At 39.4% G+C, this 23,582-nt stretch carries 23 protein-coding genes and 2 pseudogenes; 9 read left to right on the top strand and 16 right to left on the bottom strand.

Annotated features, from left to right (window positions below; translation table 11 throughout):
• Positions 1–28 precede the first annotated feature (28 nt).
• From MSBRW_RS00780 to MSBRW_RS20635, 3 genes and pseudogenes are all read right to left on the bottom strand, one after another.
• A complete protein-coding gene (locus MSBRW_RS00780) occupies positions 29–796 on the bottom strand; it encodes a coenzyme F420-0:L-glutamate ligase (RefSeq protein WP_011305879.1) in 768 nt (255 codons plus the stop codon).
• Positions 797–1,415: 619 nt separating this feature from the next.
• Positions 1,416–2,289, bottom strand: a pseudogene (locus tag MSBRW_RS00775) (RNA-guided endonuclease TnpB family protein); the annotation flags it as partial.
• Positions 2,290–2,390: 101 nt separating this feature from the next.
• On the bottom strand, positions 2,391–2,594 hold the full coding sequence (locus MSBRW_RS20635) for a helix-turn-helix domain-containing protein (protein WP_080565414.1): 204 nt from the start codon (positions 2,592–2,594) through the stop codon (positions 2,391–2,393).
• A 296-nt stretch (positions 2,595–2,890) separates the two neighbouring features.
• On the opposite strand from MSBRW_RS20635, the gene MSBRW_RS00770 reads away from it, so the two are divergent.
• Positions 2,891–3,292 (top strand): hypothetical protein, encoded by a 402-nt coding sequence (locus MSBRW_RS00770; RefSeq protein ID WP_048102625.1) that lies wholly within the window; start codon positions 2,891–2,893, stop codon positions 3,290–3,292.
• A gap of 263 nt (positions 3,293–3,555) precedes the next feature.
• Here the strand turns inward: MSBRW_RS00770 and MSBRW_RS21605 are convergent.
• A pseudogene (locus tag MSBRW_RS21605) lies at positions 3,556–3,769 on the bottom strand (IS481 family transposase); the annotation flags it as partial.
• Positions 3,770–3,984: 215 nt separating this feature from the next.
• Here MSBRW_RS21605 and MSBRW_RS00765 point away from each other — a divergent pair.
• Positions 3,985–4,980 (top strand): cation diffusion facilitator family transporter, encoded by a 996-nt coding sequence (locus MSBRW_RS00765; RefSeq protein WP_011305881.1) that lies wholly within the window; start codon positions 3,985–3,987, stop codon positions 4,978–4,980.
• A gap of 167 nt (positions 4,981–5,147) precedes the next feature.
• Here the strand turns inward: MSBRW_RS00765 and MSBRW_RS00760 are convergent, their stop codons facing one another.
• Together MSBRW_RS00760 and MSBRW_RS00750 are read right to left on the bottom strand one after the other, a co-directional pair.
• Entirely contained in the window at positions 5,148–5,609 is a 462-nt protein-coding gene (locus MSBRW_RS00760; protein ID WP_011305882.1) for an Hsp20/alpha crystallin family protein, read from the bottom strand.
• 224 nt (positions 5,610–5,833) lie between these two features.
• Positions 5,834–7,030, bottom strand: coding sequence for a cofactor-independent phosphoglycerate mutase (locus tag MSBRW_RS00750; protein ID WP_011305883.1), 1,197 nt, complete (start codon positions 7,028–7,030; stop codon positions 5,834–5,836).
• A 400-nt stretch (positions 7,031–7,430) separates the two neighbouring features.
• On the opposite strand from MSBRW_RS00750, the gene MSBRW_RS00745 reads away from it, so the two are divergent.
• On the top strand, positions 7,431–8,849 hold the full coding sequence (locus MSBRW_RS00745; RefSeq protein ID WP_011305884.1) for an aspartate kinase: 1,419 nt from the start codon (positions 7,431–7,433) through the stop codon (positions 8,847–8,849).
• Between the two features lie 23 nt (positions 8,850–8,872).
• Positions 8,873–9,874 (top strand): phosphoribosylformylglycinamidine cyclo-ligase, encoded by a 1,002-nt coding sequence (gene purM / locus MSBRW_RS00740; RefSeq protein ID WP_011305885.1) that lies wholly within the window; start codon positions 8,873–8,875, stop codon positions 9,872–9,874.
• Between the two features lie 340 nt (positions 9,875–10,214).
• Here the strand turns inward: purM and MSBRW_RS00735 are convergent, their stop codons facing one another.
• The 4 genes from MSBRW_RS00735 to MSBRW_RS00720 form a co-directional block, all read right to left on the bottom strand.
• Positions 10,215–10,514, bottom strand: coding sequence for a hypothetical protein (locus MSBRW_RS00735; protein ID WP_048102627.1), 300 nt, complete (start codon positions 10,512–10,514; stop codon positions 10,215–10,217).
• Between the two features lies 1 nt (position 10,515).
• Positions 10,516–10,824, bottom strand: coding sequence for a DUF2089 family protein (locus MSBRW_RS00730; protein WP_011305886.1), 309 nt, complete (start codon positions 10,822–10,824; stop codon positions 10,516–10,518).
• 490 nt (positions 10,825–11,314) lie between these two features.
• A complete protein-coding gene (locus MSBRW_RS00725; protein WP_011305887.1) occupies positions 11,315–11,689 on the bottom strand; it encodes a DUF1894 domain-containing protein in 375 nt (124 codons plus the stop codon).
• The gene (locus MSBRW_RS00720; RefSeq protein WP_011305888.1) at positions 11,686–12,144 is read right to left on the bottom strand and encodes a DUF1890 domain-containing protein; all 459 of its coding nucleotides are present in this window, start codon (positions 12,142–12,144) and stop codon (positions 11,686–11,688) included. The genes MSBRW_RS00725 and MSBRW_RS00720 overlap by 4 nt, the downstream gene beginning before the upstream one ends.
• A 296-nt stretch (positions 12,145–12,440) precedes the next feature.
• On the opposite strand from MSBRW_RS00720, the gene MSBRW_RS00715 reads away from it, so the two are divergent.
• Entirely contained in the window at positions 12,441–12,803 is a 363-nt protein-coding gene (locus MSBRW_RS00715) for a DUF1894 domain-containing protein (RefSeq protein ID WP_230669895.1), read from the top strand.
• A 598-nt stretch (positions 12,804–13,401) separates the two neighbouring features.
• Here the strand turns inward: MSBRW_RS00715 and MSBRW_RS00710 are convergent.
• Both MSBRW_RS00710 and MSBRW_RS00705 read right to left on the bottom strand, forming a co-directional pair.
• Positions 13,402–13,968: a hypothetical protein gene (locus tag MSBRW_RS00710; protein ID WP_011305890.1), complete on the bottom strand. Its 567-nt coding sequence runs from the start codon at positions 13,966–13,968 to the stop codon at positions 13,402–13,404.
• Between the two features lie 113 nt (positions 13,969–14,081).
• The gene (locus tag MSBRW_RS00705) at positions 14,082–15,176 is read right to left on the bottom strand and encodes a hypothetical protein (RefSeq protein ID WP_011305891.1); all 1,095 of its coding nucleotides are present in this window, start codon (positions 15,174–15,176) and stop codon (positions 14,082–14,084) included.
• Positions 15,177–15,532: 356 nt separating this feature from the next.
• Between MSBRW_RS00705 and MSBRW_RS00700 the strand changes: the two genes are divergently transcribed.
• From MSBRW_RS00700 to hisC, 4 genes are all read left to right on the top strand, one after another.
• The gene (locus tag MSBRW_RS00700) at positions 15,533–16,015 is read left to right on the top strand and encodes a PUA domain-containing protein (RefSeq protein ID WP_011305892.1); all 483 of its coding nucleotides are present in this window, start codon (positions 15,533–15,535) and stop codon (positions 16,013–16,015) included.
• A gap of 383 nt (positions 16,016–16,398) precedes the next feature.
• A complete protein-coding gene (locus tag MSBRW_RS00695) occupies positions 16,399–17,586 on the top strand; it encodes a hypothetical protein (RefSeq protein WP_011305893.1) in 1,188 nt (395 codons plus the stop codon).
• 773 nt (positions 17,587–18,359) lie between these two features.
• Positions 18,360–19,469 carry an acetylornithine transaminase gene (locus tag MSBRW_RS00685; RefSeq protein WP_155398385.1) on the top strand — a complete coding sequence of 370 codons (1,110 nt, stop codon included), beginning with the start codon at positions 18,360–18,362 and terminating at the stop codon, positions 19,467–19,469.
• Positions 19,450–20,550: a histidinol-phosphate transaminase gene (gene hisC / locus MSBRW_RS00680; RefSeq protein WP_011305895.1), complete on the top strand. Its 1,101-nt coding sequence runs from the start codon at positions 19,450–19,452 to the stop codon at positions 20,548–20,550. The genes MSBRW_RS00685 and hisC overlap by 20 nt, the downstream gene beginning before the upstream one ends.
• Positions 20,551–20,735: 185 nt before the next feature.
• Here the strand turns inward: hisC and MSBRW_RS00675 are convergent, their stop codons facing one another.
• From MSBRW_RS00675 to artA, 4 genes are read right to left on the bottom strand one after another with little or no spacing between them, the layout of a single operon-like run.
• Positions 20,736–21,131, bottom strand: coding sequence for a dihydroneopterin aldolase family protein (locus MSBRW_RS00675; RefSeq protein WP_011305896.1), 396 nt, complete (start codon positions 21,129–21,131; stop codon positions 20,736–20,738).
• 26 nt (positions 21,132–21,157) lie between these two features.
• Positions 21,158–21,946, bottom strand: coding sequence for an archaetidylserine synthase (locus MSBRW_RS00670; RefSeq protein ID WP_011305897.1), 789 nt, complete (start codon positions 21,944–21,946; stop codon positions 21,158–21,160).
• A gap of 15 nt (positions 21,947–21,961) precedes the next feature.
• Positions 21,962–22,573 carry a phosphatidylserine decarboxylase gene (locus tag MSBRW_RS00665; protein WP_011305898.1) on the bottom strand — a complete coding sequence of 204 codons (612 nt, stop codon included), beginning with the start codon at positions 22,571–22,573 and terminating at the stop codon, positions 21,962–21,964.
• Positions 22,574–22,578: 5 nt separating this feature from the next.
• Positions 22,579–23,448, bottom strand: a complete 870-nt coding sequence (gene artA, locus MSBRW_RS00660) for an archaeosortase A (RefSeq protein WP_011305899.1) — start codon at positions 23,446–23,448, stop codon at positions 22,579–22,581.
• Positions 23,449–23,582 lie beyond the last annotated feature (134 nt).

The raw sequence follows: 23,582 nt of genomic DNA, 5'->3' as shown, positions 1-23,582 counted from the left end.
CTTTTCATTCAACTTTTCATTCAACTTTTTATTCAACTCTTTTTTGAAGGCAGCGAAGACCTTTTTTAATAACATCCATTTCTTCAGGACGGTACATTTCCTTTATAAAGGTCTCCTCTTCACAATAATAATCAAAACCCCGAATTACAACTACGGGAGTTCCACCTGCCCCTTCGCCCATCAGAAGGTTTGCGGCACCTGCAAGTTCATCGGCAATTGCTTCCTCTGCAACTTCAAGGACTTTTCCAAAGAGATCTTTTTCTCCAATCCAGTGCTTTACAGGTTTTATCTTGTAAATTCCTATGGCAGCACCTGTCTGTCCTATTTTAAAAGCCCTCCCGTTTGTGTCTGTGACAATGACACTTAACTTTTTCCCGCTCAACGTTTCGAGCTCCTGCCCGAGCCTTGAGGCACTGGCATCTGAATTTTCAGGAGGATAAAGCAGAAATCCGTCTTCAATATTTGACTCATCAATTCCTGCATTTACGCATGTATGCCCTGCGAGAGTTGTCACAAGCATAAATGGTTTTTCCACAAGCACTTCCCTACTCAGGGAAAGTACAGCCTGGATAAACCTCGCATCTTTTCCGTTTCGGGATGCCATCTCAAGTGCCACTTTCCCTGGAGTAATGTCCTCTAGCCTGAAGACCTTCCCTTCAGCTTTAGCAACGATGGTCGAGGCAACGATAACAATGTCCCTGTCCTGAAGTTCTAGATTCTTACAGATGATAGAGGGCAGGTCGTCCCCAGTATGTATAAGGGGAATATTCTCAACGGCTATGGCTTCGAATTTCAAGTGTTTTCCTCAGAAGGCTTTGAGTTAATAAGAGCAACTGAATCTTGTTCAGTTAGACACAGAAAATAAAGGGAATAATCCATTGAACGAATAATTTGCAGCAGTAAAGGCAGTAACCATAAATAAGACCACCGATATACTGGGTTTTGCGGCGATGATGAGAGTTACCCCAACTGAGCAAAAGATGATGAGAACAATTTCCTGATGCCGCATTTTTCATATATTTTTTGATAGAAATTAGTTTTTCAGTTTGCTTCATTTTCAGTTTACAGCACTTTATTTTCAATTTATGCTATTCTTCAACTTACTACTTCAAAATTTACATATTTAGTCGGTTTATTATATTTGTGAACTACCTCTCCCTTACTTCTTCACCTTTCGGCTCCGTTTCGAGGGAGAAGCTTCCTGGTTCATTCCTTTCTCTTTTGAGAACGAGTCCCCAAGTCCTATCCCGCATTCCGCAGGTGTCAAATAACTATAAGAGTATCAAGTAACTATAAGAGTATCAAGTAACTATAAGAGCATCAAGTAACTATAAGAGTATCAAGTAACTATAAGAGTATCAAGTAACTATAAGAGTATCAAGTAACTATAAGAGTATCAAGTAAATATAAGAGTGTCAAATAAATATAAGATTTTGATCTTGAAGTGAGAATTTTTTGATATTGATTGCAGTATTAATGCCCCTATCATGTTTTGTTTTACAATCAGGACATTCCCACTCTCTATCCTTTAATGTCAAATCTGAATTATAATATCCGCAAACACTACAAAGTTTAGATGAGGGTTCAAACTGTCCAATTCTCAGGATAGTTTTACCGAACCATTCTGCTTTGTACTCTAATTTTGTAACAAAGCTACTTCATGCAGAATCAATTATAGACTGAGCTAAAAAATGATTTTTTTGCATACCTTTTACATTCAGAGTTTCCAGAGAAATAGCTTGGTTCTCGCGGATAAGTTTAGAAGAGAATTTGTACTGGAAATTGTTCCTCTGATTGCTAATTTGCTCATGGAACTTGGAGAGTTGCAGCCTGGCTTTCTCTCGATTGTTAGAACCTTTAACTTTTCTACTTACTCTTTTTTGCAGAACTTTCAACCGGTTAAGAGAGTTTTTCAAGTATTTATGGTTCTCAATTTTTTTCTCCTGTAGAAAGAACTACAAAATCCTTAATTCCTACATCTATACCTATTGTAGTAGATTCCGAAAAATCCTGTTTTGCAGGCTGTTCTTTTCCATCTTCAACAAGAATACTGATATAGTATTTTTCCTATGTAAGACCTGGAACAGTTGCTGTTTTCAGAGTGCCTTCAAACCGCCTGTGAAGAATTGCTTTAACTTCACCAATCTTAGGAAGTGTTACAAGACTCTTTTCAAAATCTACGGTATAATGTTGTGGCATTTGATATGATTGAACAGGATTTTTCTTAGATTTGAATCTGAGAAATCCATTCTTTTCCCTGAAAAATCTGGTAAAAGCTGATTCTACATTGACTAAGGAATGATAAAAATATAACTTCAAATTTGCAGTTCAGCAATTGATCCATAATTTCATTATCTCAATAATGATTCTTGGAAACAAACTCCTCGATATTATACTTGAATCATTCCTAAGCATGCCAGCAAAGCTTGAGAATTAGCTTTTTTCAACCATTCATTAGCAGGTTTTACTTCGTGGACTAAAATTCGTTGTAAATCAAACCGTGAGATGGATTTATTGTATTGTTCATAAGTTTTAATCTTCTGTTCTAAAGCCCAATTATAGACAAATCTACAAGCTCCAAAATGAACTTTTATAAGTTTTTTTTAATCTTTGTTGGGGTAGACTCGGTATTTATAGGCTTTTAACATCCGAGAGTAATAGGTTTTAAAAAAATAAATAATTTTTGTTAAAGAGTATTCTTTGAACTTGACGACTTTCATCCCCTACCTGCCACCTGCCGGTTCTCAACGGAAGCTGGCGAGGAAGGGGACTTCACACCTTAGAGTTAAAATTACTTTAACATCTGTCTTAATTTATATATTGGCAGCGTCTTTTCTCTCCCTTGCAGATTTAATAACTTTTATCTGCTTGCAAACCAGATTCCATATAGGTGTTAAACTTGAGCCAGTATGACCTTGAAGAAATTATAAAAAAAATAAAGGATAAAAGTCCTTTTGAGATAAAAGACGAAAAAAGAAGTCGACCCCGGAGTTTAAAAGTTATCATAAGCAAGCTGTACTACTCCCTGGACTATGAGAACGAACCTCAAGCTACCAGAGAAAAAGTAACTCAGATTCTTCTTTATCATGGACAGTTCAGCAAAGAAGAAATCGATGAGACCTTTCAATTATCAGCAAAGGAAACTACTGAATACTCAATAGAATTTCTGAAACAGCATCCCAGAGTTGCACAGGCAGAAGCCCTGAAAAGCAAAGAGTTCCCTGAAGAAACAGAAGAAAAGAAAGAAGAGACAGTTAAGGAAGTAAAATATATATTTCCACGCTACTGTTGAGTACCTACGGAAGTATTCTCCACTAGAGAGAAAGGGATAAAAGGTGTGTGAAAGTAGATAGTCAGATCAACAAGTCAATTAATAAATGAATTGAGCCTTTGCCAATTTCTCAATTAATGCTTTAATCTTAAATTAAAAGCATTAAATCTCCTTTTTAAGAAAAAATTACATTTAGTAACTCAGTACCAAAATCTAGTGATGAATGTAACCTTTTTTGATTATTATTCGATAAAAATGAGTAATTTAAAGAAAAATGATAAAACTTCAACTAACTTCTTCTCATCGGAGGATAACTGTTTACTTGGTCTTCCAACATTATTGTCAACTTGAGGAAGCTGACCAGTGTCAACATATTTTTTATAGATCTGCTGAACTCAACGAGCTGAGATCTCCTCGATCTCAGCTATTGTCGAGGCAGATTCTACTTTAAACTTTTGAGCAATGATCCAAACGGATCTTTTTACCATTAAGTTTCACAATAGAGAGACTACGCCCAACATAAATAACGCGAAATAATTTCGGAATAAAAAATCTTATAAAACAGTGCAAAGCTATATAAACTCATTAATTAATGAAAGATAACCTTATATTTATTGACTGCTAATTTCTATGCTCTCGTTTAAAGATATAATAATAAATGTCAAAATATAATATCTCAAATTTATTCAGATAACAAGATAATATGAGAAATTATGGAAGGTACTGGAGATACAAACAAAAAAACTCTTTTTAATTATGAAGAAAACGAGAACAACAGATACTCCCAGGCAGCTCATGTAACAAAAGTTGGGATGACAGTCAACGTTTTATTAACAGGTTTTAAATTTGTGACCGGTATTGTCGGAAATAGTTCGGCAATGGTTGCCGACGCAGTTCATTCTCTGTCCGACTTCATGACTGACATCGCAGTAATAATAGGTTTAAAAATTTCCAAGAAACCCAGAGACAGCACACACAATTACGGGCATGGAAAAATCGAGACACTGGCTGCGGCATTTATCGGGCTTGCACTTACTTTTGTAGCGTTTGGAATTTTATATGGAGGAATTCAGAAAGTTTTTGCGTATCTCCAGGGAGAATCACTGCCAGCCCCAAATTCGATTGCGCTTATTGCGGCAGTTCTGTCAATTGTATCAAAAGAATGGCTCTACCACTATACCACGATATATGCCAGGAAGCTTAAGAGCGATGCCCTCATTGCAAACGCCTGGCACCACCGTTCAGACGCCTTATCTTCCATAGGAACTATGATAGGGATCGGAGGCTCCATACTTCTTGGAGGCAAGTGGGTAGTACTCGACCCAATAGCTGCAGTAATATTGAGTTTCTTTATCTTTAAAGTAGCATTTGATATCTTGTACAAAAACCTTAATGAACTGCTGGAGGCGTCTCTTGACTCGGAAACTTACAGAAATATTGAACGAGTTCTGACTTCTACTGAAGGTGTTTTAGGCTTCCATGAGCTAAAAACTCGAAAAATAGGAAATGCCATGGCTGCAGATGTCCATATCGAGGTTGACCGGAATCTGAATATCGTGGACGCACATGAAATCTCAACTCAGATAGAAAACAGACTAAAAGAAATCTGCGGCAGTAACGGCCACTTTTCTATTCATGTTGAACCATGTTCTGATTCCGCGTATCATGATAAGGATATATCCAGAACAAATAATAGAAAAAGATCATGAAAATTACGAATCAGATTGATTGAAATCAGATTGATTGAAATCAGATTGATTGAAAATCTCTTTGTGCTGTATCAGAAAAATCAGCAGGAAAAAGTTCAAAAAACAGGCTGCGATATTCTTTCGCAGTCTGAAATTAAATTCGATGTTGTCTTTTCACTCAGAAAAACTTACTCGATAGCTATCTTCTTTGTCAGCTCTTCCAGTTGCATTTTCGGCAGCGTTATTGTCAGAACACCGTTTTCCATTTTTGCAGTGCTTCCCTCTTCTTTAACGCTCGCAGGCAAGCGGACCGCCCTGTAAAATTGAGTATATGCTCTTTCCCGACGCAGATATCCTTCTTCCTCAGTCTCTTTTTCCTTCCCAGTCTTTGCACTGATCTCAAGAATGTCTTCTTTAAGGTTAATCTGAACATCCTCTTTATTAATGCCAGGCAGGTCGGTAGTGACTAAAAGCTTGTCGTCTTCTTCCTTAATGTCGATAGCAGGAGTGTATACCTTTCCGCCACCCCATTCTTCCATCGGCATAAAGTCTTCAAACAACTGGTTGAGTCGTTCTTGTGTCCTTCTTATTTCGTCAAAAGGATCCCAGCGTGCAGGTCCCGAAAATGATCTTCTCATAGGCCATCTCATATAAAAATACCCCCTGAGTTAAAATGATAACACAGATTTTATGTGCTACTCTGAATATATTGAGAAAGGATATATATGTTTTCCTGAGCAATTTCACACAAACTTAGTACAAAAAAGAGCCAGTATGATAAAAGAAAAATTTCCGAAAATCCAGAGCAGAGGATTTTCTGGAAATCAGGATGCTGAACAAATAGAAGCATCGAATGGAAAACAAGAAAAAGCAGTTATTTGGCTTTTACAAGTATTCCTATAAGATCCGAAGCTTTTACAAGGCCAAGAGAACCTTTTTTAGCCGATTCTTCATCAAAAGCCTCTGCACTATCAGAGTCCGTTTTATCAGTTCTGTAGACTGCGAAAGGAACCGGATCTCGAGCATGGGTTTTTATGGAAATTGGGGTTGGATGATCAGGCAGTACGAGAATTGTAAAAGGCTCGTCTGAAGTTTTAGCATGCTTAAGAATAGGAGCTACAATTCGACTATCGAAATCTTCGACAGCTTTTAACTTTTTATCAATACTCCCTTCATGCCCGGCTTCATCCGGAGCTTCCACATGGACAAAAACAAGATCCCTGGTTTTCAGAACCTCGATTGCAGCACTGGCTTTTCCTTCATAATTGGTATCCAGATAACCGGTTGCTCCCTGAACTTCAATTACATCCATTCCTGCATAAACTCCAATGCCTTTCAGAAGATCGACTGCCGAAATAACTGCTCCAGTTTTCTCGTACAGTTCCCGGAAAGGCGTAAACTTCGGAGCAGAGCCCTGGCCCCAGACCCAGATTGAATTTGCAGGATTCTTACCCTCTTCAATTCTTCTCAGATTAACTGGATGCAGTTCAAGAACAATCATAGATTTTTTGATCAGATCGGAAAAGAAATCTCCCTCTTTTCCTCCGGGCAGATATTCCTCAATTTTCTTTCCAGTAATATCATGCGGGGGAGTGCACTCCGTTTCAGCCCCCAGATTATCTTTAGCAATCAGAAGGTGCCTGTAGCTGATTCCCGGATAAAAGCTCAGTTCTTCATTACCGAGTTCCGCGTCAAGGGTTTCGATGAGAATCCTGGCTTCTTCACTACTGATGTGTCCTGCACTGTAATCTTTTATTCTCCCGTGCTCAATAGTCACAAGATTGCATCTGAAAGCCACATCATCAGATGCAAGAGCGACACCCATACTGGCAGCCTCCAGAGGAGCCCTACCAGAGTAATATACTGCCGGATCGTACCCGAGAATAGACATATTTGCGACATCACTTCCAGCGGGAAGTCCATCAGGTATAGTTTTTGCAAGCCCTATTTTTCCATGGGCTGCGATATAATCCATAGCAGGGGTTTGAGCTGCCTGGAGAATGGTCTTTCCACCCAATTTATCTATTGGGTAATCAGCCATTCCGTCTCCTATAAGTACAGCATATTTCATTGCTTCATCTCTTTCCAACTATCTTAGTCTTTCATCTCGGGAATTAAATATAATATTTTCTACCAGATCCCGATTACTTAGATTTATCGGGTATTTGCCAGCGAGTTTTTCTGCTGATCCAGAGATTAATTTCTAATTCATTTTACACAAACGTTATAATATAGTATCCATATCCTATACAGAACAGGTTCTCAGCGTAAAATGTATTAAGTGGCGAAAGAGCCGATATATAGCTTTCTCTACAAAAAACATGCTGTTGAAAGCAATCTTCAAACCTGCAGGAATTTTGGAGAATTATTAATTCCAATCCGAATAATTAGTGAAGATAAATAAAACTCTTATCAACAGTTAAAGCAAATGGTGTGAGAATAATCAGTTAACGACAAAACGTGATCCGATCATGAAAATTGTAATGAAATTTGGAGGAACTTCCGTTGGGGACGGAAAAAAAATCCGTCATGTTGCCCAGCTTCTGAAGAGGTACCGTGAAGAAGGCAACCAGATCGTGGTAGTAACCTCAGCACTCGGTGGAGTAACCGACGAGCTTCTGGAGAATGCACTCTTTGCCTCAACAAAAGGCAAAGTCTCCCTTGTGAAAGAGTTTAAAACAGAAATTACAAACAAACACCACAAGGCTGTGAAAGACGCCATTGATGACCCCACAGTCGCAAAAGAAGTTATCCAAACACTTGACCTCCGCATTGATGAGCTCGAAAAAGCCCTGGTTGGAATCTGCTATCTTGGCGAGCTTACTTCAAGGTCAATTGATTACATTTGCTCTTATGGAGAGCGCCTGGCTGCTCCGATTGTGTCAGGAGCTATTCGTTCCCTTGGAATTGAATCAACTGAATTCACAGGTGGAGAAGCAGGAATTATAACATCATCGGATTACGGAAATGCAAGGCCTCTCGAGAAAACTTACGAACTTGTGAATAAGAGGCTTGGATGCAGACTTGAGACACAGATTCTTGTAGTTACGGGATTTATCGGAGAAAACGAGGAAGGAATTATTACCACTCTGGGAAGGAGTGGGTCTGACTTTACAGCTTCCATACTGGGCGCAGCTTTAAAAGCCGATGAAATCTGGCTCTGGAAAGAAGTAAACGGTATCATGACTACCGATCCGAGAATCGTGCCCGAGGCAAAAACTATCCCGCAAATTTCTTATGCCGAAGCCATGGAACTTTCTTACTTCGGGGCAAACATACTGCACCCACGCACGATTGAGCCTGCTATGCGCGAACACATTCCTGTGCGCGTCAAGAATACTTTTGAGCCGAAGTTACCTGGCACACTCGTAGTTGCGGAAAAGTTCCAGTGCAAGAATGTAGTAAAAGCCGTAAGCTTAATCAAAAACGTGGCTCTCATCAACATTTCAGGCGCAGAGATGGTAGGGGCAATCGGGACCGTAGCAAGGCTCTTCGCAGTACTTGCAAAGTCAGGCGTTAATGTTATTATGATCAGCCAGGGCTCGTCCGAATCAAATATTTCCTTCGTGATCAGTGAGGCACATGTGAAAACTGCATTAAAAGCCCTGCATGAAGAGTTCAACCGCGGAATCGTAAAAGAGATAACTTCAGACAAAAATGTCTGCGTAGTTGCAGTCGTGGGTGCAGGTATGGCAGGAACTCCAGGCGTGGCAAAACGGGTCTTTGGAGCGCTTGGGAATTCACTTATTAATATTATCATGATCAGCCAGGGTTCTTCCCAGTACAATATCTCTTTCGTAGTGCGGGAAAACGATGCATTTGCTGCAGTCAAGACCCTGCATGATGAATTCGAATTATATAACGGAAATGGAATTGAAAAACAACTATAAAGCAGGCAGTGAGGGGCAAAAGAATGAGCGAGAAGCACTTAACATACGCAGATTCAGGCGTAGATATTACAAAGGAAGAAAAAACTGTTAAAACCCTTATCGAAAAATTGAGCTATGTCCGAAAAGGTATGGGGGCTCCCCTTACAGGAATAGGGCATTATGCAGGGCTTCTGGACTTCGGAGAATATGCCCTTGCTCTGACTACTGATGGGGTAGGCTCAAAAGTTCTTATTGCAAACGAAATGCAACGGTGGAATACGGTAGGCATAGACTGTATCGCAATGAATGTAAATGACCTTCTAGCCATAGGAGCCGAGCCTGTAGCCTTTGTAGATTATCTTGCCCTGGAAAAGCATGAAGAAGGTTTCGCCGCCCAGATAGGAGAAGGGCTGGTAAAAGGCGCGGAAATATCCAGAATGTCCATCGTTGGCGGAGAAACCGCAACCCTGCCAGAAATAATTAAAGGTTTTGACCTTGCAGGTACTTGCCTTGGAATTGTCCGGAAAGATGAGATTGTCGAGGGAGAGAAAGTAAGAGTAGGTGATGTGATTGTAGGTGTCCCAAGCACAGGCGTTCACAGCAACGGCTATACTCTTGTAAGGAAAATCATTGAGGAATCCAGGTACTCTTATCACGACCCCTGTCCCTATGACAATTCAAAAATGATCGGAGACGAGCTCCTAACTCCAACAAGAATTTATATTGAGATTCTTGATGTGCTGAAAGCATGTGAAGTTCATGGACTTGCCCATATAACAGGCAGCGGACTTTTGAAACTGAGAAGAGTGACAAAACTCGGTTTTGATTTTTACGATCCTCTTGAACCCCAGGAAATTTTCAAATTCTTGCAGAAGGAAGGCGGAGTTGAGGATCTTGAAATGTACAGAACCTTCAATATGGGTATGGGTTTTCTTGTTATCTTACCGGAAAAAGATGCTGCAAAAGCTGCAAAGATTACCGGTGGAAAAATCGTAGGAAAAATTGTAGAAAGCGGGATCAGAGTCAAAGACCTGGTAATAGAGTGAAAATGTACAGGATTCTGCACAAGATTCTGTACAAGATCTGTACAAGACTCGATTTAGTAATCAATTTAGAGAAAAACCAAAATATTCTTGGCCCTTTGCTGTTTTGTATGGGTTGAAAATAATTGTTTAGTTAGAAAGTATTCATATCAAATATGAAAATATCAAAATTGAACATCAAAATTGAACATCAAAATTGAACATCAAAATTGAACATCAAAATTGAACATCAAAATTGAACATCAAAATTGAACATCAAAATTGAACATCAAAATTGAAGTAGAAAAATATGGTATACAGTAATAGCGAGTCGATAATCGACTTGCTATTGTGTTTATTACATTTAATCACTAAGATCGTGCGCCTGCATCTTTTTCAGTTCGTGTTCCATATCTTCTTTTTTCTTTTTCTTAAAGCGGCTCCTTCCATCTACCCAATCACCTAAAAGCAAGAAAAACAATACGCTGAAAGGCATTATAGCTTCAACGCCCAATCGTGGAGTTCGAATGAAAAAACACCATAAAGCGAAAAGGACTACGAGCAACGGAATAATTCCACCAAGTAGCCAATTTTTTGATTCACTCAGAATATGTTGAAATATGAGAATTACTGCTGAAATTAAAAAACCTAAAAAGATACTCATTTTATTTATTCCTCTTCTCAGAATTATATTTTTCAATGATCAATTTTGCAGTTTCCAGTTCAATTTTGGAATCAACGGCTAAGCCTTTAATAAAAGTTATAAAAGGTTCATCTTGTTTATTGTCACTTAGTTTGATTTTTTGTATTAGTTTATCTAACCGAAGGCGAACGGTAGGATAGGAAACGTCGTATATTTTTGCTACTTCTTTCAGAGATCCAGAACTCAAAATAAAATTTTTAATGAACGAGATATCCTCCAATTCCAAATCAAGAATCCATCTCGGTATTTTATCTATATTTAATTCAACCACCTTTTCATATTAATTTTAACATTATTCAATATAACTTTAATATTATTAAAGTTTTCGGGTTCCGTTGCGAAAAAAATATGAGAGGAATTCATTGAAAGAAGTAAAAGTTTAGGAGCATGTGTTATGTCAGTAAATTCCTTTAAATGAAAGCATTATGAAGGAGAAATTAATGGCTCTTCGATATTTTGTGTGGATTAAAATGAATTGCTGAGTTCAAGTAGCCAAGTCAAAAAGAGAAACATTAAGTTTGAATTTGATTTCAACAACAAATATTCCTATGTTTTAGATAGTTACTTTAACATTTAAGAACCGAATGGAAGTTACCCACTCGAAACAGCGAAGAGCCATTTTTGAGCTCTTCTCTTATTCAGTGTTGAAATCATCTCCAAAATAGTATCATGTTAAATATCATCATGCTAAATATTATCATGTAAAATATCATCATGCTAAATATTATCATGCTGGATATTATCATGCTAAATTTTAGATTTTATTTTTTCCACATATCCTCATAGCTAGTTAAAGGTGCCCTGGAACTTTCAGCAGGTTTACTTTTCTTCACTGAAGTCGTTGCCTTTTCTTTTCCCGACTCTCTGAGCCGATTGATCTCTTTTATGCTGTCCTCATCGTCTATACTCAGGACAAAGCTTCCATGGCAGGGCTTCGTATAAGGGAAAATTAGAGCATTGCCTTTTGCCCCCATTGCAATGGGCGGTATTCCTATTATATAGTAATTTTTGAAGATTTTGTATCCAGGGGATACGTAGTAAACCTCGTCCGAATTTTTCTCAATATACTCTCTTGCCTCCTTGAAGCTTATCCTTTGCAGATGGATTGTATACTTCATTTGCTCAATACAGCTCATTTAACGATCTCCTCCATCACCTTATCCAGCTTATTTTTGAGGCGAACGGGATTGTGAAAGTCCTGTGCGACAATCTTTTCACAATCGAATTCTATGGTTTCAGCCAGAGCCTCGGCGTTTCTGCCAAAGATTATAGAGTACATCATGGCTTGAGAAATGGAGCTCATAGTCGTTGCATAAGTCATTCCAGCATCATTATGCATAAAGGCGAAGCACATGTCGAAATCCGTTCTTTTTTCAATGATATCTACTATAGTCTTGTCGAGATCTACTAGCCTTTTTACATAATAGCCGTCAGAATCGGAAACTTTCAAAAGTTTTCTTGCGGCAGTTGTCCCAGCAACGGTTACATCAAATCCCAGTTTGGTTAGATTATGGGAAAGATATAATGCAATGCTGGTTTGAATCGGAACCTCTGGACATCCCATCATGAGGAGCACTTTTGCGCCGGTCATAACATTTCATCTCTTAGGTATTTTATCTGTAAGATGTAGGGTCCATCCTGAATTTTAATCTTTGCAATTAATATTTGGATGGAAATTCTTGAAATTGGGAAAGTATTTCAGGTTAAAAACTATTTAGTCACGGCTAATATATATTCTCCTGCAAGCGTTCCAAAAAGCATAAACTAAAAATACAAGTGATTTAAATTCAATATTTGTATATGACTTTCTTTTTTCAGAATGAATTATCTCTTATACCATTCACTCATAACTTTAACTTGTGAGTCAAATTAGCGGCCATTGAAGCAGTGACAGCTATCATAATATTTCTGAATATATCTAAAGAAAAAACAATAGAGGGTACAAAAATGGTATGTTTAAGCGAATATGAATATGAGATTCTCCTAAAAAATACAACCCTTAAAGAATGTGAAAGCTTTATTATCAAAAATTCAGAAGAGGTATACCTTGTACCTGGTGGATACAAAGTAAAGGAACTCATGCTCATGGGCACAGCTGCCCCTGTTGGCTTTTCAGGGAGCGATATTATATTTCAATTCACAAAACCCTGCTTCGGCTTATTTGTGATCAAACTGAAAAACGAAACCGAAGAAATAGAGAGACTTAGGAACCAGTATAAAAAGGATAAAAATGTAAAAAAGATTAAATGAGGGTAACAAAAGCAATTGTGCCTGTGGCCGTTTATTTTTCCCTGAAATTCTCTTTATGTTTAATTCTTATGTTTAATTCTTATGTTTAATTCTTATTTTTAGTTCTTATTTTTAGTTCTTATTTTTAGTTCTTATTTTTAGTTCTTATGTTTAGTTCTTATGGTTAGTTCTTATGTTTAGTTCTGGTTTTTTGATGTGAACTACTAACGGCTAAAGCACGTTTACTTCCTGAGTCATCCTACCCGTCTAGTGATGATCAGTCGTAGAGGCCCAGGCTCTTCCCCACGTTCCACAGGTGATAAGAAAAAAGTATGAAATCTAAAAAAACCGTATGAAATCTATGAGCATGATATACTTGAAATACTTTGTCGCTAACGGCCTTCCCCGCCTTACTCGCGATCCATTCACGAGTTGCTTATACCATTCCTGACCACCTAGTTTGGTTCTCGCATAGGCTTGCAGTGACAGTATAGCATAAATAATATGTACGGAAGGACATAAGTGCGTTTGCAGATAACGTTCTATGGTACAGTTGACGGCTGTATCCCATGAATAAAGTGCATGGGATTTAGCCTTTTGATGATCTTAAATTTTCTTTTCAGGGTTTTACTTTTTTTGTACATGCGACCCTGTACTCAAAGAATCCGGCTGAAGGTAGCTCATGTATTGTGGTTGCAACGACCATTCCTTCTCCAATTTCTTTTACGACCATTATAGGCCTGCCCCTTTCATCTGTTAATACAACATCACCATCGGTTTCCGCGAAGTAACCATCACATCCTACAGGAGGGTCAATATTTTCCACAAGCTTTTGGGCTTCGTGCTTACCTACAAGTTGAGGTGTGCATGAGTTTTCTTCCATTACGTATTTCAGAGAAAAAGGAAGCCATTCATATTCGTATTCCGGGACAAGAGGGCTGAAAACAAGAAGAGTACCTCCTTTTGCCACAAACTTTTCAAGGGAGCGCTTACCGCGTCCAAGTCCTACACCTGTTTTCGTATACTGTTTATTTGCAAAACCTGTCGGCAAAATCAGAACCTTGCAGGCAGGAAGATAAGGAGTACCAAGGGACGTTGAGAGCACACGAGTGCATTCAAGCCCATATTCCACAAACAGTTTTTCAAAAAGAAGAGGGCAGTCCCAAAGCAAAATTACGTCACTCATGAAAAAGGATAAGAGAATTCCACATATGAATTTATCTATCTTGCTGAATATCAAAGAATTCTGTAAGTTATGATTTGGAGATTTAGGAGAAGAGATTCAGGGTTCGAAATACGTTATTCAACAGAAACATCGGCTGAATTAAGGCTTTTTTCGAACTTGAACAGAATCATGTGGGGACTGGTGGTAACTTTAAAAGAGTAGTTAATTGACTTGAAAATATTGGAATAATATTTTGTAATGGATTCACATACCTTTTTGTCAGAATAATCGTGAATAAGTTTCACATATTCCTTGCCCTTTTCCGTGCAAATTTCAATATCACTTCCTATGCTGTCCGTCAAGTAAATTTCTTTGAAAATAAGGATATGCTCAGCAAGGGTAAAAGCTGCAGGAGGCCTGCCTGTAGTCAACTCAAAATTTCTTTTCATTTCAGCAACGGATGGAAGTTCTCCTGCAACAAGAGCTTCAAAAGTCTTTCTTTGCATGCTGAGTCGCTGATAATTCTCCTGTCTGTAGACTTTGATAAGACTCTTCCAGAAATCCGACCTCTTTTGAATTTCCTGGAAAGTACTTTCCATAGACCCGAAGTGTTCCTCAAGTCCTTTAGGAACTTTTTGAAAATCAAGAAACTCGAATCTTTTAAAGTAGACCTTTGTCACGTTTGATTTGCAGAATAGACCCTGAACATCCAGTTTCATCTGTTTTGCCAGATAAAGAGCCAGGCTGTGGGCCATAATTTCTCTGAAGCAGGAATTTCCGTTTGAGAGAGTGAGACTTGCGGTTTCAGGGTCCGGGCCCGGACTGTACTCCACATCAACCTTAATTTTCCAGCTCATTTTCTCATTGAGAGAATTCATATAACTGACAACATCAGGAATTCGTTTAATTTTATATGGATTAATTATTTCATATACAGTTGATTCGTCGATTAATAACCCTGACGTGTTATTAATAAGCCATTCAAGCAAAGTATGATGAACAAGCAGGAATTCTTCTTCCTCGAGAAGTCCATTACGAAATTCTGCATTCTGTGAGACCTTACTTGAAGATTTTTCCCCGTTTTCATCGGTCCTTCCAGCCAGGGTGAGAGAGGCAGTTTCGATAGTATCCCTTATTGCCGCACTTAAGTTTCCGTTATTTTTTTCCAGAAAGGGCTTTAATTTATCCACATAACACTGGTCAATAGAGATATTTTTTCGGACTATCAAGCGGATTCCCTCTCCTGTCTTCTTGAGACTGTAAGCAGCTCAAATTTCGTGATATACGCATGTTTTCATATTCGTAAACCCGATAATAGATTGTTGCTTCTACTTCTTAATATTTTTGCTAGATTTGTAAGCAAAAAAACACATTTTAAAAATAAGATATTTACAAGAGTTTGAAGGAAAAAACAATTGCATTTGAGCAAAAAGTGAAACTATATAGAGAAAGATTAGAAAATTAAAGAGGGAGATAAGAGAATAAAAATATATTATATGCAATAAATATAGAGTGTCAAATTATGCTCCCAAAAAAACCAGGATAACCGGAACGGCTTTAAGGTCTGCATATATTACGTACTCTCATGAATAATGATACCGAAAGACTTGCTAGAGTCCGCATGATAGCAGACTACCAGTTTGGGAAAGGCATCGGAAAAGAACTTTTTCCTGACGGTTCAACGTTCCAGTTATCAAGGACAAAAAGGGTACGTCAGGTCTTACATTCTGGAAAACGTATGGCTACAGCAAGAGCAAAAGATGGGTTTTTTACCCTAAGTATTGAAGGAGCTTCCATAGTTCACAGGCTTTTGCCAGAAAAGAAACTCAGGGTCGTTATCTCAGAGGAAGCTGCTCCTTTTGTGGAAAAAGGTAAAACCGCTTTTATAAAACACGTAGTTGAAATTGATCCTGAATTGCGGGCCGGAGAAGAAGTACTTGTGACAGATGAAACTAACAGACTGCTTGCAACAGGGCAACTGCTTTTGTCTCCTGCAGAGGTCCTGGCTCTTAACAGTGGCGCAGCCGTGGATGTTAGAGTAGGAGTAGCTTCGAAAAAAGAAAAGTGAATCCAAACACTTCGAAAAACTTATGAAATATGAAAGAGACATTGAAAAAGAGAAAAAGTGTTAAGTTTTATGCTAAATATCGAAGCTTTTTAAATATTACACAAATTTACATATAGTTAAATATGATATAAAACGCTACTTATATTGCTCAAAGATTCTTATAATGAGCGGATAAAATAAATAAGAATATATCATAGATAGTAATTTTAGAATGAATGCCATTTAGAAAAACAAATTTTAAAAGGCAGCTTCAATCCTGAAGTCCAAATGTTAAGAAATAAAGTTTCAAAAAATAGAGTTTCAAAAAATAAAGTTTCAAAAAATAGAGTTTCAAAAAATAGAGTTTCAAAAAATAGAGCCAAAAGATAACAGTTTCCCGGAGAGTGAGTAATATTTCAGAGTCAGAAGAGATTCTAAAATACTTCCTGGTTCCAGATAACACCAGAATCGAAGCAAAAAGAATTACAGTAGAGGGAGACGTTATTGTCGGCAATCATTCTAATATTGAATACAGCATAATTGGCGACACTGTTATTATGGGAGAAGGGGTGGCCGTCTCAGGGGATATTGCAGCAAGTAATGATATCAGGGTTGACATGTGGTCAAAACTGGGGAACAGGGTAGAGGTCGGAGGAAACGCCTACCTGGGAGAATTTGTAACCATTGACGGGAAACTACTCGTACAGGGAGACCTGGACGTAGGAAAAGAAGTTAAAATCCAGGGAGGATTCGAAGCCAAAGGATGGATATTAGTAAGGAACCCGCTCCCTGTAATAATCTTTCTATTTCTTTACATAAAGGAAATGATGCGCCTCGGTAAAGGCGAGGAAATCGAAAAAGCCGTAGAAGAACTTTTTGATGATTCTGAGGACATACAGAATTTTGAAGGAAAAGAACCCGCTGAAAAAGTACTGATTATACCAGCCGGCTCAAAGCTTTCAAATGAAACTATTGAGGTCGACAGGGAAACCTCTATTGGGAACAACTGCCTGTTAACAGGAAATATTCGGGCACCAGCTGTCACTACAGGGGAAAAACTGACCCTTAAGGGAAGCATTTACTCAGAAGGCAAGATCTTTATCGGTGAAAATTGCACTGTCTATGGCAATATTTATTCAAAAGGAGATGTGCAGATTGGCAGGAACAGTCGAGTTTTCGGAGGGGTAAACTCCAACTCGGTCTTATTGCTTGAAAACGCAAGGGTTGATGGTACAATAAAAGCCCCTTCAGGAGTATCTTTCTTAAGGGATGCTGCAGAGATGCCTGTTCTTGCAGAAGTCAATGCTTTAGGGAAATTAATTATGAGTGAAACTCATAAATCGCCTGAAAATGGCCATCAGGGCGAACCTGAAAATGAACCTCAGGATAAAACCGAAAGAGAGCCTCAGGATGAATCCATAAAGCCCCCGAATGTGATAGAAATTGATTCACCTGTCAAACTGAGTGCAAAAGCCAAGAATATTTTTGTACCTGGCAGAAAAAGAAAAACTGCCAGAACAAGGGCCCTGGAAAGAACCAGACGCTTCACAGGAGCCAGGACTTATAGAAAGGAACAGAAGTCCGGAGAGTAATCTAAGAGTTATTAATCCAACTCAAGTCCTTTCGTATGTCTTTGAAGCTCAGGAAAAACTGGAATTTCCTCTACCAGACCTTCTGCTGAATTTTCGTTCAAGATGTGGCAAATCTGATCTCTAAAGAGTGGGAGCTAATGCTTTGGGGAAAAAGAACTGCGGAAAAAATGTCTTGGAAAGAATGTCTTTTTTGAGAAGGAGCAGTAACATTCATAGGGAATCAGGGAATTATCTGGGTTTCGGAGATGACAGAGAGAACTCAACTCTGAAATTTAATTGTAAACTGCTTGAACCCTCAAAAGAAAATGCTCTCAAAAATCTTAATATCTTAATAATACATTCATTTTGAGCTATTCGATCTCCAGATTTAGATATAACTCAAAAATAACCAGAAGTAGTTCAAAATAACTAGAACTAAGTCAAAATAACCAGAAGTAAGTCAAAATAACCAGAACTAGCTCAAAATAACCAGAAGTAGTTCAAAATAACTAGAACTAAGTCAAAAACCTAGAAATAGTTCAATATAACCAGAAATAGTTCAATATAACCAGAAATAGTTCAATATAACCAGAAGTAGCTCAAAATAACCAGAAATAGTTCAAAATATTCCAGACTTTACTCGTTAAACTTTCCGATCAGTTTAAAGGAACAAATTTCATGAAGGGATCCAATTGACAGAGAATTTCATAGGGCCTGAAAATCTACAGGTTACAGAGCCTGAGAATTTACAGGCAAAATACGATTCAATTATAGAAAAAGATTCAAAATACGTAATGCAGACTTATGGGCGCCAGCCCCTTGTACTTTCAGAAGGAAAGGGAGCGATTGTCCGGGATATTAACGGGAAAGAGTATATTGACTGTGTAGCAGGAATTGCAGTAAACAATGTTGGACACTGCCACCCAGCTGTTGTCAGGGCAATCCAGGCCCAGGCTGAGAAGCTGCTGCACGTTTCTAACCTGTATTACACTGAGATTCAGGCTGAACTTGCGGAAGCCCTGGTCTCAGTTACAGGAATGGAACGCGTTTTTTTCTGTAATTCAGGGACTGAAGCCGTAGAGGCTGCGATGAAACTGGCCCGTATGGCTTCCGGAAAAAGTGCCTTTATAGCTGCTGAACACTCCTTCCACGGAAGGACCATAGGGGCACTTAGCGTAACCCACAAGAGCATGTACAGGGACCCTTTCATGCCGCCTGTGAGTTCCGAGACTACTTTTGTCCCGTACTCCGATGCTGATGCTATCAGGCAGGCTATTTCGGAAAACACGGCAGCCGTGATCCTTGAGCCCATTCAAGGAGAAGGCGGGGTTAATATCCCGAATCCCGAATACCTTAAAGAGGTCAGGGAAATCTGTGACGAAACCGGAACTTTCCTTATCTTTGATGAAGTGCAGACAGGCTTTGGAAGGACAGGAACATGGTTCTGTAAAGACCAGTTCGGCGTAGAACCCGATATCATGAGCATGGCAAAAGCAATTGGTGGAGGCTTTCCAATGGGTGCTATTGCGGCAAGGGACGGACTAAGCTTTGGGCGCGGACAGCATGCTTCTACTTTCGGAGGCGGGCCACTTGCCTGTGCAGCTGCACTCGCTTCAATCGAAGCAATAAGGGAAGAGGAACTCCTTAAGCGCTCAAAAGAGAACGGGGCTTATTTCATGGGAAAGCTCAGGAATATGGAAAGGGAAGATGTTGTAGAAGTCCGTGGAAAAGGGCTCATGATAGGAGTTGAGATAAACCATCCCTGCAGTGATTTCGTGGACTTTGCAAGGGAACATGGAGTGCTTGTAAACTGCACCTCGGAATCGGTGCTCCGTCTGGTTCCGCCACTTGTGATTACAAAAGAACAGATCGATAAGGTAGTTGATGTTCTTGAGCAGGCCTGAACTGATAAAAAAAGAAATCTTTGATATTGCAGAGTACGTTCCAGGTAAATCTATCGAAGAAATCGCTTCTGCCTACGGGCTTGACCCGGCTTCAATTATCAAACTCGGCTCAAACGAAAACCCACTAGGGCCTTCTCCAAAGGCTGTTCAAGCCATGATGGACACCGCTCCCTTCGCAAACATTTACCCCTCAGCAGACGCGATAGAACTCAGGGAGGCCCTCTCAAGATACACAGGCTTTCCGGTTTCAAACCTCATAGCCTCAGGGCCAGGAATGGACGGGCTACTTGATGGGCTTTGCAGGCTTGTTATTGAAAAAGGAGACGAAGTCATTGTCCCTACTCCTACTTTTGCCTATTACGAACTTCCGGCACGGGCATGCGGAGGAAAGCCTGTCTTTGTCAGGAGAAGCCAGGATTTCTCGATAGATCCTGAAAAGCTTCTGGAAGCTACATCCAGCAGGACAAAGATAATTTTCCTCTGCTCTCCCAATAACCCCTCAGGCAACCTCCTGCCCGAAAAAGATCTGAGGAAAGTCCTTGAAAATACCAGGGCTCTTGTGTTCGTTGACGAGGCATACGTCGAGTTTGCAGATCGGAACCTTGCAGAACTTGTAAGAGAATACGATAATCTTGTTGTGGGCAGAACCTTTTCCAAGGTATTTGGGCTCGCAGGCTTGCGCCTGGGTTATGGGATCATGCCCGAATGGCTGGCAAAAGAGTATATAAGAGCAGCAACTCCGTTTTCAGTAAGTCTTCCGGCTTTAAAAGCAGGAATAGCTGCCCTTTCGGATGTCGAACACCGCAAAAAGAGCATAGAAATCGCAAGAGAAGGCAGGAAATACCTGAAAGAAAAAATTCCTTTTAAGGTTTATCCTTCCCAGGCAAATTTCGTACTTGTGGATGTTTCCCCTTTGAAAGCAAAAGCCGTTACACAGAGTCTCATGAAAAAGGGAATTATTGTACGTTCCTGTGACTCTTTCAGGGATGCTGGAGATACACTCATAAGGGCAACAGCCGGCACCCTGGAACAGAATGAAAAAGTTGTCAGGGCTTTTGAAACTGCAAAGAAAGAGGTTTAAAAGCCTCTGTTTCTTTATTTTAAGCTCGATTAGTCTCTATTTTTTCATTTTAAGCTCAATTATTATGTTGAGTTATATTTTATGTTAAGATCTGTTTTCTGCTTTACTCTGCTTCCTGCTTCCTGATTTACTCTGTTTGCTACTTTACTCTGTTTGTTACTTTAATCCCATTTGGGAAACTTATTTCAAATGTTTATCTCTTCGATTTCTAGAATTTTCATCAGTGGATAATTCAGTTCAGGATCGTATTCCATTCCAACTTTTATCTTTGAAGAGCCGTATCGTACGGTTATTTTTACTTTAAGCATAGGCCCCTGAAGTTCAGAATAACCGAATTCATCATTCAGCTTACCTTTCAACATATCCCTGTCGATTTTTACTGAAATTTCTTCCACGTAGGGCTGGACTGAAATGCTTTCCTGGATAGCCTGCTCAAGGCTTGAAGCAGTGTTTAAATTTACAGGAGAACCCGTAAATTGATGGTAAAGGGCTCCAAGTTTTATTCCTGCCTCAAAAAGTGCGTTATCTCTGTCAGTTGCTTTTTCTTGGACCAAACAAATCACTTCCTTCTTGGAATTCATTAATTGATGTTTCGGACAAATTGGTTTTACTGTTTTTCTTTCCCGATTCTCAGTTCTTTATTTCGATATTCCTTACTACCCAGGTTGCTTAATATAGGGATCTTAAAAAAAGGAGAAAAGATGTACATCAACATCAGGATAAAAGGCAGGATCGAAAAAATTCGCATATATTCAATATTATACAGGTAGAGAAGCATAGTTATCCCGAAAATGGAAGCTATAAAAGCGAGAATCCTGACGTTCTTGATTTTCGGATAATTTACCGAACTCACCATAAGAATAGAGAGACAAAGGGTCAGTGCTAGAAGGAAGTCTATCTTGACAAAGTCTTCGCTTAACAACATGTATGTAACAAGCATAACACAGCCTGCAGTTATGGGAAGGCCCTCAAATCCGGTTTTACTGGGAGCCATGGAATTGAAGCGTGCGAGCCTGAGCACACCGCAAATAGCGTAAAAAACCGGAAATACCGCAACAAGAGGGTCTGGATCTCCGACAAGAGGATTTATTTTCCCAAACTGCAAGTATATGAGAAGAGCAGGAGCCACCCCAAAAGAAACTGCATCTGCCAGGGAATCAAGTTGTTCTCCGAGTTCTCCTCCTTTAAATCGCCTAGCAATGTACCCGTCCGCCCCGTCTGCAATTGCTGCAATAAGAAGTAAGATCAAGGCCAGGACAAATCCATTCTGAGCAGCCGTTTGAGACGTGGCAGCCTGGACTGTAGCCTGGGCAGCTACTGCAATTGAGCTGATTCCGCAGATGAGGTTCAAAAGAGAGACCAGGTCCGGGAGTCTTAACATTTGAAATACGTTCATGTTCAAAAGTCCCTGTCATTTTTTTATTGTTGCTATAATGGTCTTGCCTGCAAGTACCCGCTCTCCTTTCCGTACTATGATCTCAAAGTCATGGGGGATTGTTACGTCAACTCTGGATCCAAGGCGAATCATCCCAATGCGCTGTCCCTGCTCGATATTATCATTTACTCGAGAATAAGAGACTATTCGCCTGGCAATTGTGCCTGCAATCTGCATGACACTGACATCCCCATACTTACTGTGGATAATAAACTCGTTTCTTTCGTTTCTTTCAGAGTCTTTACAGAAAGCGGGAAGATATCCACCTTTCTTGTAAGTTATTTCTCTGATCTTTCCCGAAATAGGAGCTCTATTTACATGTACATTCTGGAGAAACATGAAAATACAGATTTTCCGGCCTCGAATGTCTATAACAGTGCCATCGGCCGGAGAAATCATATAAGTGTCCGAAACTTCAACCTTTCTTTCGGGGTCTCTGAAAAAAAGAACCATAAAGAAAGTCATTGCCATTGCTATGTAAGCAACGTGGTTTAAATGAGAGCTGTTCATTGCCCTGGAGAGGACTGCAAACAATGCAGTAATAAACGTAGCTGTAAAAAGCCAGGGTTCCGAACCTTTTGCAAGCATTTGCCTTAATCCCCCTCGGACCTGCGCAGAATGGATTTCAATTCATTAGAAAGAATGACCCAAAGGCCATCAATCATTCCGAACAGTTCTGGCAGAATCCGAAGTACTGCGTATGAAATTACAAAGAGGGCAATGCCTGAACCCGCCTTTGCGATGTAGTTATGCGCAATTATAAAACTGTCAGCCCCAAACCATTGTTCTCCATAAGCAACTACCACGAAAATGTCCCGGATAAGATTAAGTACATAGATCACGGGCACTGACACAATAAACGCCATAGCCATGCGACTAAGGGGAGCTCTCACTGCACCTATAAGCCCCATAAAGAGAGCAATACTTTCAATCGCCGTACAGGCGAGAATGATTTCCACTGTATACCCATTAAGTGATATCATATTCCAGGCTTTCATGTATGCAGGGATCTCTAAATACTGAAGAACCCAGGTAACCTGAGAAGTAACCCCTCCTATAATCCAGGTATTCAGAAAGGCGAAATTCGCAAACGGGAAATAAACAAGAGCTCCGAGTGCACTGGCACTTGTAAGCATCGAGGTTATGTCAAGGAAATCAGCCTCACCCTGAGCTGAAAATTTTGAGTGCAGCACTTCTCTATTATTCATTATCTTTAGAGGACCTTTTCTGTACTCTAGAAACATGATATATGCTACAAGTAGACAAAACAGAGCTACTACTATTGTTAGGAGCACATTAGCATAGTCCATAATTTTGATATAATGAAGAGGCTGATAACTCCAGTGGATGGAAAATACACCCCATCCAATCCCTCCAACAAGTTTACGAACCCTTGAGGTTCTGGGGATGACGGATGACGCAACCATTAACCCGACTGCGAGCCAGAGTATACTTTCTATCATTTTTTACGCACCTTTTTTGCCAGAGGTAAAGTTTAGTTTTGAATATTATTGTTCTTATTCTGAAAGCTCAGAAAGCCTCGGGCAAGTTATGAAGTTTCCGGAAAGCGACAAATGAACTTGTCTAAATAATTGAT

The organism is Methanosarcina barkeri str. Wiesmoor, from assembly GCF_000969985.1.
In the GTDB taxonomy this organism is placed as follows: Archaea; Halobacteriota; Methanosarcinia; order Methanosarcinales; family Methanosarcinaceae; genus Methanosarcina; species Methanosarcina barkeri_B.
Note: the sequence above shows the minus strand (reverse complement) of the source record. Positions and strands in the feature narration are given on the sequence as shown.

What these genes read in the sequence shown, in the direction of transcription:
- MSBRW_RS00665 (WP_011305898.1), bottom strand. Translation starts at nt 22,573, where the DNA reads ATGCTTGCAAAAGGTTCGGAACCCTGGCTTTTTACAGCTACGTTTATT.
- MSBRW_RS00675 (WP_011305896.1), bottom strand. Translation starts at nt 21,131, where the DNA reads ATGAATTCCAAGAAGGAAGTGATTTGTTTGGTCCAAGAAAAAGCAACT.
- MSBRW_RS00710 (WP_011305890.1), bottom strand. Translation starts at nt 13,968, where the DNA reads ATGAGTGACGTAATTTTGCTTTGGGACTGCCCTCTTCTTTTTGAAAAA.
- MSBRW_RS00700 (WP_011305892.1), top strand. Translation starts at nt 15,533, where the DNA reads ATGAATAATGATACCGAAAGACTTGCTAGAGTCCGCATGATAGCAGAC.
- MSBRW_RS00725 (WP_011305887.1), bottom strand. Translation starts at nt 11,689, where the DNA reads ATGAGCTGTATTGAGCAAATGAAGTATACAATCCATCTGCAAAGGATA.
- hisC (WP_011305895.1), top strand. Translation starts at nt 19,450, where the DNA reads ATGTTCTTGAGCAGGCCTGAACTGATAAAAAAAGAAATCTTTGATATT.
- artA (WP_011305899.1), bottom strand. Translation starts at nt 23,448, where the DNA reads ATGATAGAAAGTATACTCTGGCTCGCAGTCGGGTTAATGGTTGCGTCA.
- MSBRW_RS00685 (WP_155398385.1), top strand. Translation starts at nt 18,360, where the DNA reads ATGCAGACTTATGGGCGCCAGCCCCTTGTACTTTCAGAAGGAAAGGGA.
- MSBRW_RS00765 (WP_011305881.1), top strand. Translation starts at nt 3,985, where the DNA reads ATGGAAGGTACTGGAGATACAAACAAAAAAACTCTTTTTAATTATGAA.
- purM (WP_011305885.1), top strand. Translation starts at nt 8,873, where the DNA reads ATGAGCGAGAAGCACTTAACATACGCAGATTCAGGCGTAGATATTACA.
- MSBRW_RS00745 (WP_011305884.1), top strand. Translation starts at nt 7,431, where the DNA reads ATGAAAATTGTAATGAAATTTGGAGGAACTTCCGTTGGGGACGGAAAA.
- MSBRW_RS00670 (WP_011305897.1), bottom strand. Translation starts at nt 21,946, where the DNA reads ATGAACGTATTTCAAATGTTAAGACTCCCGGACCTGGTCTCTCTTTTG.
- MSBRW_RS00760 (WP_011305882.1), bottom strand. Translation starts at nt 5,609, where the DNA reads ATGAGATGGCCTATGAGAAGATCATTTTCGGGACCTGCACGCTGGGAT.
- MSBRW_RS00735 (WP_048102627.1), bottom strand. Translation starts at nt 10,514, where the DNA reads ATGAGTATCTTTTTAGGTTTTTTAATTTCAGCAGTAATTCTCATATTT.
- MSBRW_RS00720 (WP_011305888.1), bottom strand. Translation starts at nt 12,144, where the DNA reads ATGACCGGCGCAAAAGTGCTCCTCATGATGGGATGTCCAGAGGTTCCG.
- MSBRW_RS00750 (WP_011305883.1), bottom strand. Translation starts at nt 7,030, where the DNA reads ATGAAATATGCTGTACTTATAGGAGACGGAATGGCTGATTACCCAATA.